This window comes from Streptomyces anulatus (assembly GCF_000721175.1).
GTDB classification, from domain to species: domain Bacteria; phylum Actinomycetota; class Actinomycetes; order Streptomycetales; family Streptomycetaceae; genus Streptomyces; species Streptomyces anulatus_C.
Genome location: NZ_JOEZ01000016.1, coordinates 86118 through 99254, shown reverse-complemented (window position 1 = coordinate 99254; position 13137 = coordinate 86118). Strand labels below are relative to the sequence as shown.

Annotated in this window: 9 protein-coding genes, 2 tRNA genes and 1 pseudogene; 2 read left to right on the top strand and 10 right to left on the bottom strand. The window is 70.9% G+C overall.

From position 1 onward, the window contains the following. Nucleotides 1-195 precede the first annotated feature (195 nt). The 3 genes from IG90_RS0118535 to leuS all read right to left on the bottom strand — a co-directional run bounded on the left by IG90_RS0118535 (nucleotide 196) and on the right by leuS (nucleotide 4975). Nucleotides 196-1041, bottom strand: a complete 846-nt coding sequence (locus IG90_RS0118535; RefSeq protein ID WP_030585407.1) for a DegV family protein — start codon at nucleotides 1039-1041, stop codon at nucleotides 196-198. A gap of 126 nt (nucleotides 1042-1167) precedes the next feature. Continuing rightward, on the bottom strand, nucleotides 1168-1953 hold the full coding sequence (locus tag IG90_RS0118530) for a hypothetical protein (RefSeq protein ID WP_030585404.1): 786 nt from the start codon (nucleotides 1951-1953) through the stop codon (nucleotides 1168-1170). Nucleotides 1954-2107: 154 nt separating this feature from the next. Next, on the bottom strand, nucleotides 2108-4975 hold the full coding sequence (gene leuS, locus IG90_RS0118525; protein ID WP_030585401.1) for a leucine--tRNA ligase: 2868 nt from the start codon (nucleotides 4973-4975) through the stop codon (nucleotides 2108-2110). A 543-nt stretch (nucleotides 4976-5518) separates the two neighbouring features. On the opposite strand from leuS, the gene IG90_RS0118520 reads away from it, so the two are divergent. Both IG90_RS0118520 and IG90_RS0118515 read left to right on the top strand, forming a co-directional pair. Continuing rightward, the gene (locus IG90_RS0118520) at nucleotides 5519-6850 is read left to right on the top strand and encodes a ferric reductase-like transmembrane domain-containing protein (protein ID WP_033894379.1); all 1332 of its coding nucleotides are present in this window, start codon (nucleotides 5519-5521) and stop codon (nucleotides 6848-6850) included. Next, nucleotides 6847-8424, top strand: a complete 1578-nt coding sequence (locus IG90_RS0118515; protein ID WP_030585396.1) for an NADH-quinone oxidoreductase subunit NuoF family protein — start codon at nucleotides 6847-6849, stop codon at nucleotides 8422-8424. Before IG90_RS0118520 ends, IG90_RS0118515 begins: the two co-directional genes overlap by 4 nt. 78 nt (nucleotides 8425-8502) lie before the next feature. On the opposite strand, the gene IG90_RS0118510 is transcribed toward IG90_RS0118515, so the two are convergent. From IG90_RS0118510 to IG90_RS0118485, 7 genes and pseudogenes are all read right to left on the bottom strand, one after another. Next, a tRNA-Ala gene (locus tag IG90_RS0118510) sits at nucleotides 8503-8575 on the bottom strand. A gap of 132 nt (nucleotides 8576-8707) precedes the next feature. Further along, nucleotides 8708-8941: a hypothetical protein gene (locus tag IG90_RS0118505; protein WP_030585393.1), complete on the bottom strand. Its 234-nt coding sequence runs from the start codon at nucleotides 8939-8941 to the stop codon at nucleotides 8708-8710. 323 nt (nucleotides 8942-9264) lie between these two features. Beyond that, nucleotides 9265-9337: transfer RNA gene (locus tag IG90_RS0118500), tRNA-Ala, on the bottom strand. A 426-nt stretch (nucleotides 9338-9763) separates the two neighbouring features. Continuing rightward, nucleotides 9764-10030 (bottom strand): annotated as a pseudogene (locus IG90_RS45945) (transposase); the annotation flags it as partial. 53 nt (nucleotides 10031-10083) lie between these two features. Then, nucleotides 10084-10737 (bottom strand): histidine phosphatase family protein, encoded by a 654-nt coding sequence (locus tag IG90_RS0118495; protein WP_030585390.1) that lies wholly within the window; start codon nucleotides 10735-10737, stop codon nucleotides 10084-10086. After that, nucleotides 10734-11165 carry a ribosome silencing factor gene (gene rsfS, locus IG90_RS0118490; RefSeq protein ID WP_030585387.1) on the bottom strand — a complete coding sequence of 144 codons (432 nt, stop codon included), beginning with the start codon at nucleotides 11163-11165 and terminating at the stop codon, nucleotides 10734-10736. Before rsfS ends, IG90_RS0118495 begins: the two co-directional genes overlap by 4 nt. A 168-nt stretch (nucleotides 11166-11333) precedes the next feature. After that, nucleotides 11334-13124, bottom strand: coding sequence for an LCP family protein (locus tag IG90_RS0118485; RefSeq protein WP_030585384.1), 1791 nt, complete (start codon nucleotides 13122-13124; stop codon nucleotides 11334-11336). Nucleotides 13125-13137: the final 13 nt, after the last annotated feature.

The window sequence follows — 13137 nt, the reverse complement described above, 5'->3', positions numbered from 1 at the left end:
AGGCGGAGAGGGCATCGGGAGCCGACGCCCGAGGAGATCGAAGGGCCATGCCTCACGACGTTAGGCACCTCCACCGGAACCCGCTGAGCAGCACCGATTCCTGTGGACGGCCCGGCAGTTGTGGACAACTCGGCCACTCCACCGAGTGAAACCCGCACCCCGTTCAGGTCGCCGCACTCACCGCGCTCACCGCGCTCACCGCAGCGAGATCACCGCACCGAGCAGCCCCGGTCCCGTATGCGCCCCGATCACCGCGCCGACCTCGCTGACATGGAGGTCGACCAGACCGGGAAGGCGTTCGCGCAGCCGCTCGGCCAGACGCTCCGCGCGCTCCGGGGCGGCGAGGTGGTGGACGGCGATGTCCACCGGGGCCGTACCCGCCCGCTCGGCGACGATCTCCTCCAGGCGGGCGATGGCCTTGGACGCCGTCCGCACCTTCTCCAGCATCTCGATCCGTCCCCCGTCGAGCTCCAGGATCGGCTTCACCGCCAGCGCGGATCCCAGCAGGGCCTGTGCCGTGCCGATACGGCCGCCCCGGCGCAGATAGTCGAGCGTGTCGACATAGAAGTACGCCGAGGTGCCCGCGGCCCGCTTCTCCGCGGCCGTCACCGCTTCGTCCAGGCTGCCGCCCGCCTCGGCGGTCTCCGCCGCCGCGAGAGCGCAGAACCCCAGAGCCATGGCGACCATCCCGGTGTCCACCACGCGTACCGGGACGGGGGCGTCCTTCGCCGCGAGCAGCGCGGCGTCGTACGTGCCCGAGAACTCCGACGACAGGTGCAGCGACACCACCGCGTCCGCCCCGCCCTCGGCCGCTGTCCGATAGGCCGCGGCGAAGACCTCGGGGCTGGGGCGGGACGTGGTCACCCAGTGGCGTTTCTGCAGGGCCAGGGCGAGCGAGCGGGCCGAGATCTCCGTGCCCTCCTCCAGCGCCCGGTCGCCCAGGACGACGGTCAGCGGCACCGCGGTGATGCCGTGCCGTTCCATCGTCGGGCGCGGCAGGTAGGCCGTTGAATCGGTGACGATAGCGACATGGCAGGACATGAGCCGGAGGTTACCTGGCGTGGTGGGAGTGCGGCAGCCCGGCCCCGGCCCTCTGATCGTTCATGGCCACTTCGGAGCGTATCCGGCCGGGTCGTTACGTATCCCGGCGCCGGGAAGTGGGGTGCGTCAGTTCGTCGTTTCGGGCCGAGTCGACTTCTGCCAGGGGTAGGTCGTGCGCAGCCGCGGGTCCGGTGCGGTGATCGCCTGCGGGCTCTCCTCGCGGGCCGGTCCGGCCCAGGCCTCGTCCGCCGTGCTGCTGTCTCCGGCCGAGGGACCCGCCGAGGCGGCCGGCTCGGGCCAGTCCGTCCCGGGGCCCTGGCCCGGCTTCGTGGTGGCGGTCCCCGCGCCGGATGCCCGCGACGGCTCATCCACGGTCCAGTGCCGCAGCGCACCGGCCTCGATGTCGATCTGCGCGTTCAGCGCGTCCAGGTCGTCGTCGGCGAACTGCCGCGCCCGGTCCCGCGCCGCCCAGCGCAGCGACTCCGCCGAGTGTGTGATCCGCTGTGTGCGTTCCTTCAGCTTGGGCAGGAGGCCCGCGACCGTCGCCCGGTCCGGCTCGCGCTCCAGCCTCTTCAGCTCGTCGTCCAGCTCAAGGCCGTGCTCGCTCAGCCTCCGGAACAGGGCCACCGACTCCGCCAGGGACGCGTCCTCGGCGACTTTGGCGTGCAGGGCGTCCTGTGTGGCCCGCATCGAGGTGCGCAGGGCGAGCCGGAGCTGCGCGAGCTCGCCCGCGACACCCGTCTGCCCGAAGCTCTTGGCCCGGAGCGTGGTGTCCTCCACGGTGCGACGGGCCTGCGTGATCGTGCGGTCCACGCCGCGCTTGGCCGCGCCGACGGCCTTCACGGTCGCGTAGACACCCAGCGCGACGAACGCGACCAAGAGCAACGCCAGGATCGTGATCGCGGCTTCCATGAATGCCCCTCGATGTCTCGTTGCGGCCGCCGATACCGGTCGCCCCCTCCACCGTAAACGGAACGGGCAGGCCGAGGGTTCCTTCGGAACCCCCAACCTGCCCGTAGGGGATGGCCCTAACCACCCACCTCAGCCATCGACGTTCGGACGGCCGTCACGCGGGAACGATGTTCACCAGCTTCGGCGCGCGCACGATCACCTTGCGGATCCCGGCCCCGCCCAGCGCAGCGACGACCGCCTCGTCGGCCAGGGCCAGCGCCTCCAGCTCCGCGTCCGTGATGGAGGGCGAGATCTCCAGGCGGGCCCGGACCTTGCCCTTGATCTGGACGACGCAGGTGACGGTCTCGTCCACGACGTACGCCGGGTCCGCCACCGGGAAGTCCTGGTGGACGACCGATTCGGTGTGGCCCAGCCGTCGCCACAGCTCCTCCGCGACGTGCGGGGCCAGCGGGGCGATCAGCAGGACCAGCCGCTCGGCGACCGAGCGGGACAGCGGGCCGCCGGCCTTCGTCAGGTGGTTGTTCAGCTCGGTGACCTTGGCGATGGCGGTGTTGAACCGCATCCCCGCCATGTCCTGGCCGACCCCGTCGATGGCCTTGTGCAGGGCGCGCAGGGTGTCCTCGCCGGGCTCCGTGTCGACGACGGTGATCTCACCGGTCTCCTCGTCGACCACATTGCGCCACAGGCGCTGCAGCAGCCGGTACTGGCCGACCACGGCACGGGTGTCCCAGGGGCGCGATACGTCCAGGGGGCCCATCGCCATCTCGTACAGGCGCAGGGTGTCCGCGCCGTACTCGGCGCAGATCTCGTCCGGCGTGACCGCGTTCTTCAGGGACTTGCCCATCTTGCCCAGGACGCGACTGACCTTTTCGCCCTCGTGGTAGAACGCGCCGTCGCGCTCCTCCACCTCGGCGGCGGGGACGGCGATGCCCCGGCTGTCGCGGTAGACGAAGGCCTGGATCATGCCCTGGTTGTACAGCTTGTGGAACGGCTCGGCGGAGGAGATGTGGCCCAGGTCGTGCAGCACCTTGGACCAGAAACGCGCGTACAGCAGGTGCAGCACGGCGTGCTCGGCGCCGCCGACGTACAGGTCGACACCGCCGGTGGGCTGCCCCTCGCGCGGGCCCATCCAGTACTGCTCGATCGACGGGTCGACCAGCTGCCGGTCGTTGGTCGGGTCCAGGTAGCGCAGCTCGTACCAGCAGGAACCGGCCCAGTTGGGCATGGTGTTGGTCTCACGCCGGTATTTCTTGGGTCCGTCACCCAGGTCCAGCGTGACGTTGACCCAGTCGGCGTTGCGCGACAGCGGGGTCTCGGGCTGGGCGGTCGCGTCCTCCGGGTCGAAGGTGCGCGGGGAGTAGTCCTCGACCTCGGGCAGCTCCAGCGGCAGCATCGACTCGGGCAGCGGGTGGGCGATGCCCTCCTCGTCGTACACGATCGGGAAGGGCTCGCCCCAGTAGCGCTGCCGGCTGAACAGCCAGTCGCGCAGCCGGAAGTTGACGGTGCCCTCGCCGACGCCGTGTTCCTGCAGCCAGTCGGTGATCCTCGCCTTGGCCTCGACGACGCCCAGGCCGTCCAGTGAGATCTCCTCGTTCGCGGAGTTGACCAGCTTCGCGTCGTACGAGCCGAACGCGTCGTCCCACATGGTGGGGTCGGTTCCGCGGTCGTCGGAGGGCTGGACGACACAGCGCATCGGCAGTTCGAAGGCGCGCGCGAAGGCGAAGTCGCGCGCGTCGTGCGCCGGTACGGCCATGATCGCGCCGGTGCCGTAGCCCATCAGGACGTAGTCCGCGATGAAGACGGGGACCTTTTCACCGCTGACCGGGTTGGTCGCGTACGCGCCGGTGAAGACCCCGGTCTTGTCCTTGGCCTCGGCCTGCCGCTCGACGTCGGACTTGGCGGCGGCCTGCTTGCGGTACGCGGTGACGGCCTCGGCCGGGCTCGCGTGACCGCCGGTCCACACCGGGTGGGTGCCCTCGGGCCATGCGGCCGGGATGATCCGTTCGACCATGTCGTGCTCGGGCGCCAGCACCATGTACGTCGCGCCGAACAGGGTGTCCTGGCGGGTGGTGAAGACGGTGATGCCGCCCGCGGTGTCCACCGGGAACTCGACCCGGGCGCCCTCGGAGCGCCCGATCCAGTTGCGCTGCTGCAGCTTGATGGCCTCGGGCCAGTCCAGCCCGTCCAGGTCGTTCAGCAGCCGGTCCGCGTAGGAGGTGATGCGCATGTTCCACTGGCGCAGCTTGGCCTTGAAGACGGGGAAGTTGCCGCGCTCGGAGCGGCCGTCGGCGGTGACCTCCTCGTTGGCCAGGACGGTGCCCAGACCGGGCGACCAGTTCACGGGGGCGTCGGAGGCGTACGCCAGGCGGTACTGGCTCAGCAGGTCGGCGCGCTCGGTGGCGCTCAGCGCGCTCCACTCACGGCCGTCGGGGGTCGCCCGCGCGGCGCTCTCGAACTGCTCGACCAGCTCGGCGATCGGGCGGGCCCGGTCGGCCTCGGTGTCGTACCAGGAGTTGAAGATCTGCAGGAAGATCCACTGCGTCCACTTGTAGTACTCGGCCTCGATCGTCGCGAAGGAGCGGCGGTTGTCGTGGCCCAGACCCAGCCGGCGCAGCTGGACCTTCATGTTCTCCATGTTGGCCTCGGTGGAGACCCGGGGGTGGGTGCCGGTCTGGACGGCGTACTGCTCGGCGGGCAGACCGAAGGCGTCGAAGCCCAGGGTGTGCAGCACGTTGTGGCCGGTCATCCGCTGGTGGCGGGCGTAGACATCGGTGGCGATGTAGCCCAGCGGGTGTCCGACGTGCAGGCCCGCACCCGAGGGGTACGGGAACATGTCCATGATGAACTTCTTCGGCTTGGCGGCCAGCTCAGGGTCGCCCGCCAGGTCGCCGGTGGGGTTCGGCGCCTCGTACGTCCCCTCGGCGTCCCAGAAGTCCTGCCAGCGTGCCTCGATGTCGGCGGCCATCGCCGCCGTGTAGCGGTGCGGCGCGGCCGTCTCGGCTGCGGAATTCGTCTCGCTCATGATCCTCAAAGCTCCATCGATCGTCATCTGCCGGGAAACGAAAAATCCCCTCGCACAGGAGGGGACGCCGCGCTGACTCCGACCAGGCGTTCTCACCGGTCGGGACTGTTCAGCGCGGCCCGCTAAGCAGAAGGCGTACGGCACGCATGGCGTCAGGGTACCGCACGGGGCCGGAAGGGAGCGGGGAGTAACCGGAGGGCGGACATCACGCGCGCGAGCCGGAACCCTGCCACCCGAGTGTCGCTCTTCGTAGCCGAAGCGCGCAGCTTCCGTGGGGGCGCGGTGTGCGCCCGGCGTGCTTCGCGTGGGCTTCCGATGGGCGTTCCGTGGAGGCCTGCGGAGGTTCCTGGGGCGGAGGGAACGCCCGGGAAGCGGAGGTTACTCGGCGTACCGACCTCTTTCGGGGCAACCGCGCAAAGCTCGTACTGGTTGGTATGGGGCGTCCTAGCATGCGGCAACGGGACCGCTTTGCCGAACTATTCGGAGTCGCCCCCCATGAACCCTCATCGCAAGATCCGCGTATCTCCCAGCATGAGCCCCGGAATGAGTCGGCCGGTACAGGGCGGCCTGACTGTCGCCGCGTTGGTTTTCGTCCCTCTGCTCGCCGTCGCAGGGAGCGACGAGCTGCGCGCCACCCTCGATTTCACCACCGGCGTCCTGTCGCTGGTGTCGCTCAGCGCGGCCGTCGCCTGGGGCCTGCTGGCCACCGACCGGCTGTTCCTCTCCACCCGTCAGCGGATCGTCTGCCAGGGCATCCACCGGGCCACCGCCGTGGCCTCGCTCGGTTTCCTGCTGCTGCACGGAACCGTCAAGGTGGCGCTCGGGCATGTGGCACTGATCGGCGCCCTCATACCCTTCGGCCTCGGCGTCACCGGCACGGCCGGCCTGATCGGCTTCGGCTCGCTGGCCGGACTGCTGATGATCCTCACGGCCGCGACCGGCGCCCTGCGGAGCGCCTTCGCGCAGCCCTCCCCCAAGGCCGCCCGGCTCGGTCAGTCGCTCGGGTCCCCCCGGGACACGGGCGGCATCGCGGGCCGGTGGCGCGCTCTGCACGCGCTCGCCTACCCGGCCTGGTGCGCCGCGCTGATCCACGGCCTGTACGCGGGTCGTGCGCCCGCCACCTGGGTGGTCGTGATGTACGGCCTCTGCCTCGCCGGAGTCGTCGGCGCGCTGTGCCTGCGGCTGCTGCCGCGTCCGACGAGGCGTCGGATCGCCGACCGGATCGCCGAGCTGCTGGGCGAGGGGCCCCCGGCCGACCCCGATCCGGTCCTGCGGGAGTCCTCCTCGTCCACCGGGGAGCCCTGGTCCGACCCGGCCGCCTGGAGTGAACCGGACCGGGACGTCCGGGGTACGCCGGTTCGCCCGCGCACCTTGTCGGCGCCGGTCCCCCCGGCCTCGCCCCCGCCCACGGCGATCCCCGGCTCGCTGCACGAAGCACCGACGGAAACGCTGTACGGGTCCGTGTCGCCGCTGTACGAGCCCCCACCCCGCAGCGCCGACCGCATCATCTTCGGCCCTCCGGAGGACCTGGGGGACCTGTCGGACCTCGGGCGGAGGAAGGCACCGGGGCCCGGACCGGGACCGGGCATAGCGGCCGGATACCGCGCCGTCTCGCTCGGCAACCCGTCACTCCCGCCGGAGAGCCGCTGGCCCTCACCGTCCCCCGCACCACCCGCGCAGGCGCAGACCGCGCAGGAACACACGTACGCGCCGCCTCCCTACGGCGCACCGGAATACGACAGCACCTCCCCGTACCCCTCCCCTTCCCCCGCTCCCTCCCCCTTCGCCGGGCCCCGTGCCGAACCGGCGCCCGCGCCGTTCACCGCGCCCCCGGCCGGCGAACCCTGGCACGCACCCGCAGGAGACCGACCGTGAACGTCCCCCTCCCCGATGTGCCCGAGGTCCGTGTCGTCGGACTGCCGCAACTGACCACCGGTTTCGACCTGGTGGAGCGGCTCGACCTCGCCATGCACCTCAAGGTGCACGGGCCGCTGGAGCCGATGACCGGTGAGCGGCTGGCCGAACTGGCCGAAGCGATCTCCCTGCGCGGAAGGGGAGGCGCCGGTTTCCCCTTCGGCAGGAAGCTGCGGGCCGTGGCGAAGGCGTCCATCCGGCGCGGGGTGCGGCCCGTCGTGGTGATCAACGGCAGCGAGGGCGAGCCCGCCTGCCGCAAGGACACCGTCCTGCTCAACCGCGCCCCGCACCTGATCCTGGACGGTGCGCTGCTGGCCGCCGAGGCACTCGGCGCGCGCACCCTGGTCGTCGCCGTCACCCGCAACTCCACGGAGATCTCCGTACGGGCGGCCCTCGTCGAACGCGGCCTCTCCGACCGGCGCGGCCAGCAGTTGCGCGCCCGGGTGGTCCGCACCCCGGAGCGCATGGTCTCGGGCGAGGCGTCCTCGGTGATCCGGGCGGCGAACGGCGGGCCCGCCCTGCCCCCGGGCCGGCGCGAGCGGGCGGCGGAGACCGGGGTGGGCGGCGCCCCGACGCTGCTGTCGAACGCGGAGACGTACGCCCAGCTCGCCGTCGCCGCCCGGATCGGGCCCCGCCGCTACGGGCACACCGGGCTGCCGAGCGAGCCCGGCACCGTCCTGCTCACCGTCTCCGGCGCGGTGGCCCGGCCCATGGTCATCGAGGTGCCGACCGGGGTGCCGCTGCGGTACGTCCTGCAACTGGCCGGCGCCCCGCCGCTCCCCCAGGGAGTGCTCACCGGGGGCTATCACGGCAACTGGATCGACGCGGTCTCCTCGCACAACGCCGTGGTCTCCCGCGAGTCCCTGGCCACCGTGGGGGGCGCGCTCGGCGCGGGGGCCATCCTGCCGATCGGGCCGGACACCTGCCCGCTCGGCGAGTCCCTCCGGATAGCCAACTGGCTGGCGGCCGAGACCGCGGGACAGTGCGGGCCGTGCAAGCTGGGGCTCCCCGCCGCCGCGGGCGGGCTCTCCGACCTGCTGAACGGCGGCGGGCCCGCCGCACTGGAGGCCCTGCGCGAGGTCACCCAGGCCGTGAAGGGCCGCGGGGCGTGCAAACACCCGGACGGTTCGGCCCGGTTCCTGCTCTCGACCCTGTCGGCGTTCACGGACGACCTCGCCGCACACGTCCTGGACGGCGGCTGCGGCCGGGAGACGGTCGGGGTGCTGCCGCTGCCCGCACCCGACCACCAGGACCTGGAGGAGTCGATTCCGAGCGGCGAGAAGCTCGCGGTCGACTGGACGCTCTGCCAGGGCCACGGCCTGTGCGCGGACGTCGTCCCCGAGCTCATCCGGCTGGGCCCGGACGGCTATCCGGCGCTGGCGGACGCCGCCGTTCCGATGCATCTGCGCGGACGCGCCCAGCGGGCCGTACGCCGCTGCCCCGCCCTGGCGCTCCGCATCGAGCAGCCGCCGGCCGAACAGCGCCCCGCCCTGCCGGCCGCGGGCCGGCGTGCGCTGGGCAGCGGGCGCGACTGACCCCGACCGGGACAACGATCCGGACGAAAGAAGCGGGCCACCCGATCCGGGTGACCCGCTTCTTCACTGTCGATCCTGTGGAGCTAAGGAGAATTGAACTCCTGACCTCCTGCATGCCATGCAGGCGCTCTACCAACTGAGCTATAGCCCCTCACTGCGTGCCGCCCGGTTTCCCTTGGCGACATCGAGAACATTACACGGTCCCCCCGGTGCTTCACCAAATCGTTTCCGGTCCGCACTGTTTTGCCCGAATCATCCCGAGCGGTCGACCGTCAGCCGCAGGTCAGGCGGTCGCGAAGGAGTAGAAGCGCTTGAGGGTGCAGTGCTCCTCCAGGAGCCGCCCGTAGATCGGCTCCCCCTCCAGCTCCCGGTAGGTCTCGATGGGGTCGCCTTTTATGATCAGCGCCTGTGCGCACTCCTCGCACCAGTACTGGTACTCCGCGTTGACCGGGTCCATGTCCCTGACGATGGGCGTACCGCTGCCGCACCAGTCGCACTTACGCCTGTGTGCACCCATCAGTCAGCTCCAGCTGTGGCCGCAGGCCGTGCACACGTAGGAGACCCCTCCGTTGTCACCCAGAACCTGGGCCACATGGGACGAACCGCAGGACGGACAGCCGAGACGGGATCGATCTTCGGACGGTACGGGACCGGGGAGCGAGGCGGCGACAAGAGGCTGGTCGGGGACGTGTTCGCGACTCGCAGGCATCGCGCTCCCTCCCGATCGGTACGTCGCCCCCTCCGGCGTTCCGATTCTGCCATGACCCCGCAAGGGGGTCAGCCCGCTCGGTCCTCCTATGCAGAAGATCCCGCCCCCTGACGGGGACGGGATCCTGATTGTGGAGCTAAGGAGAATTGAACTCCTGACCTCCTGCATGCCATGCAGGCGCTCTACCAACTGAGCTATAGCCCCGCTGTTCGCTGTGTTTCCCTGCGTTTCCGCGCTGCGAACAAGAAGAACTTTAGCCTGCGACCTGCCGGAAAGTGAAATCCGGCCGGGGCCACCCGGAGACGGCCCGGAACCAGCGCCAGGACGTGTCCGGCCCGTCATGGCGTTGAACCGGCAGACGCTTTGCACAGGGGGTGGGCTCGCCCGGCCAGGATGGTTGCCGAGGTCGTCCTGCCGGGGGTCCCACCCGCTGTGTTCGGTGGTCACCGTCCTGGCTTCCCATGTGGAACACGTCGGCGGGTTCCTGGGAACCTGGCTACCCAGGGCAACCGTGTCGGCCCACACAACCAGGGTTGCCGACCACTGGCCTCAAGAGGGGCTTCACGAACGGGCGTTCATCGCGGACGACGGTGGAGTCGACCGAGATGTCCCTGTCGATCTCGCGTGCGGGTCGGCCGCGGCATGGACCTGCTGGAGCAGACGTTCCCAGGTGCCGTCGGCGGACCACAGGCGGTGGCGTTCGTAGACGGTCCTCCACGGTCCGAAGCGTTCGGGCAGGTCACACCGCTGCACCCCGGTCCGCACCCGGGGCACAATCCCGTCGATCACCTGCCGGTGATCCCGTCACCTGCCACAACGCCCGTTACTGACCGGCAGGAACGGCAGGAACGGGCGCAGCCGTTCCCACTCGGCATCACTCGGACCACCCCGCCCGATGCCCACCGGAACGGCTCAGGCACGGAGCGGTCACATGATCGGCCGGACGCGTCCTAGTCGTCGTCGCCGAGCACCGGCTCCGGGAGCGTGCCGGCGTTGTGTTCCAGCAGACGCCAGCCACGCGCGCCCTCCCCGAGGACGGACCAGCAGCAGTTGGACAGCCCGCCGAGCCCTTCCCAGTGGTGCGCCTCCAGGCCCAGCAGCCGGCCGATCGTCGTCCTGATCGTGCCGCCGTGGCTGACCACGACGAGCGTGCCGTTCTCCGGGAGCTTCTCGGCGTGCTCCAGGACGACCGGGGCCGCCCTGTCGGCGACCTCGGTCTCCAGCTCGCCGCCGCCACGGCGCACGGGCTCCCCGCGCTTCCACGCCGCGTACTGCTCACCGAAGCGCTCGACGATCTCCTCGTGGGTCAGACCCTGCCAGGAGCCCGCGTACGTCTCGCGGAGCGAAGCGTCGTGGGCGACGGTGAGACCGCTGACGGCGGACAGCTCGGCAGCCGTGGCCGCCGCCCGCCGCAGGTCGGAGGCCACGATGGCGTCCGGCTTCAGCGAAGCGAGCAGCCGGGCGGCGCGGCGGGCCTGCCCGACGCCGGCCTCGGTGAGCTCGATGTCCGTGGAGCCCTGGAAGCGGCGCTCCAGATTCCATGCCGTCTGGCCGTGCCGCCAGAGGACGACCCTGCGGCCCCTGCCGCTGCTGCTGCCGTTCAGCTCTGGTCACCTTCCGTGCCGCCGTTGAGCTGTGCGTGCTCCTCGGCCTTGCCACGGGTCTTGACCGCGTCCTCGGGGAGGGCGATCTCCGGGCAGTCCTTCCACAGGCGCTCCAGCGCGTAGAAGACGCGCTCCTCGCTGTGCTGGACGTGGATGACGATGTCGACGTAGTCGAGGAGGATCCAGCGGGCGTCGCGGTCGCCCTCACGGCGCACCGGCTTGACGCCGAGCTCCTTCTGGAGCCGCTCCTCGATCTCGTCGACGATCGACTTGACCTGGCGGTCGTTGGGGGCCGAGGCCAGCAGGAAGGCGTCGGTGATCGACAGCACGTCGCTGACGTCGTAGGCGATGATGTCGTGCGCGAGCCGGTCGGCGGCCGCCTGAGCGGCGGCGTTGATGAGCTCGATGGAGCGGTCCGTGGCGGTCACATGCAGGCTTTCGTCGGCGGTCGGATGCAACCCCTAGGGTCTCACGGACCACCGACAGAGCCTTACTGCGTTTCACCGGCGGGCTTTCACCGTGTTCATCGGCCGGCTTCAGCGACGTCACCGGCCGACGCCGGAGCGTCGGCCGGTGCCCGTGAGCGGGCCGGCGGGCTACTGGACCTTGTAGTCCTGACCGAGGACCGCGGACACGTCGGCGTTGGCGGCCGGTTCGCCCTTCTTCACGTCGCCCGCGGAAAGACCCAGGGTCTTGGCCACCTCGACGGCCTTCTCCTTGTCCCCGGCGGACCGGTAGAGCACGACGGACGACGCCTCGGCCCCTGCCCTGCCGCTGTCCACGAAGGCGTATCCGCCGTTGACCAGCTGGACCCGGGCGGACCCCGCGGCCTTCTCGTTCCCGGTGGCGTTACGGACGGCGACCCGGAGCGGAGCGCCCGCCTCGGGGGCCTTCACCGTGCCGCCGAGGATGTCCTTGACGACGCCGCGGGTGTCCGCCTCGGTGAGCGTGCCGTCTTCCTGGACCGGCAGTACGGCCGTCTTGTAGTCGCCGACCTTGGCGCGCGAGGCCAGCTTGGCGAGAGAGGCTCCGAGGTCCTTTTCGGGGAGAGACGGGTCGAGCACCTGGAGCAGCGTCTCGATGGTGACGGTCGCGGCCTTGGGGTCCTCGGAGATCTTGCGCAGGGTGGCGCGCATGACCTCGCCGAACCGCGTCAGCTGCTTGGCCTCGGGCTCGCCCGGCGCGCGGTACGTGGCGTACGCGACGGCCATCGGACCGCTGAGCGTCTGGCCCTCGCCCTCGTTCACCAGGGGCGATGCGCCTTTCTTGGCGTCGGGCACCTCGGTGTCGGTGTCGACCTCGATGTTGCCGACCAGCTCGACGAGGTTCTCCAGGTACGGGGTGTCCAGCCGCCAGGTGCCGGTGATCCGGGTGCCCAGGAGGGTGTCGATGGATTCCCGGGTGCCGGTCCTGCCGTCGTCCTCGACGGACTTGCCGAGCGTGGTGGTGGTCCCGTCGTCGCCCGCGACGGCGAGGGAGTTGGGCAGCAGGACGGTGGTGCCCTGCTTGGTGGTGGCGTTGTCGACGAGCAGCGCCGTCGAGGTGCCGCCCTTCTTCGTGTCGTGCAGGTGCACCACGATCATGTCGCGCTGCTGGGCGCCGGCGGCCACGGTCTTCTTGTCGTCCGATCCGGACAGGCCCGGGATCATGTCGGCGGACCAGAGGTAGCCGGCCCCGCCGACGACGACGAGCACGGCGACGACTATCAGCGCGACCATACGGTTGCGGCCCTTGCGCCGCGCCTCCTCGCGCCGCTCGCTGCGGCTCTCGGTGAACTTCAGCCAGTCGATGACGTCTTCGGAGTCCTCGTCGGGCTCCTCGATGAACGAGAACTGCTCGGTGCGGTAGTCCGGGGTGGGCTTGCGCTGCCCCGGAAGCCCGGGCTCGTCCTCTGCCTCCGCTGCCTCCGCTGCCTCCGGAGACTGCTGCGGCTGCGGCGGCTGTGCGGGAGCCTGCGGGGCCTGTTCCGGTGCGGGGGCCGCGCCCTGCTGCGGGATGCTCCAGTGCTGGCCGGTGTCGACCGCGGCGGGCTGCTGCCCGGTGGCGTAGCCGTAGTCGGTGTAGGAGCCGTAGCCGTACCCCTGGTCGGCGCCCTGGCCCTGCTGTGTCTGTGGCGTCTGACCCGGGTGCCGGTCGGCGTAGGGGTCGTAACCCTGGGGCTGCTGCTGGGGGTTGCCGTACGCGTCGTAGCCGTAGCCGGCGTCCTGGGTCCGGTGTCCCTGGCCCTGCTGGGCGGCGTACGGGGAGTAACTCTGCCCCTGCTGGTCGTACTGCGTGTGGCCCTGTTGCTGACCCTGCTGCTGGTAGACCGGCTGCCCGTACGCGTCGTAGCCGACGATCTGCGGCTCTTGGTAGTACGGGTCGTACGGGTCGTGTCGGTCGTTCACCGGTGCCCCTCTC

What these genes read in the sequence shown, in the direction of transcription:
- IG90_RS0118530 (WP_030585404.1), bottom strand. Translation starts at nt 1,953, where the DNA reads ATGGAAGCCGCGATCACGATCCTGGCGTTGCTCTTGGTCGCGTTCGTC.
- leuS (WP_030585401.1), bottom strand. Translation starts at nt 4,975, where the DNA reads ATGAGCGAGACGAATTCCGCAGCCGAGACGGCCGCGCCGCACCGCTAC.
- IG90_RS0118505 (WP_030585393.1), bottom strand. Translation starts at nt 8,941, where the DNA reads ATGGGTGCACACAGGCGTAAGTGCGACTGGTGCGGCAGCGGTACGCCC.
- IG90_RS0118535 (WP_030585407.1), bottom strand. Translation starts at nt 1,041, where the DNA reads ATGTCCTGCCATGTCGCTATCGTCACCGATTCAACGGCCTACCTGCCG.
- IG90_RS0118520 (WP_033894379.1), top strand. Translation starts at nt 5,519, where the DNA reads ATGAGTCGGCCGGTACAGGGCGGCCTGACTGTCGCCGCGTTGGTTTTC.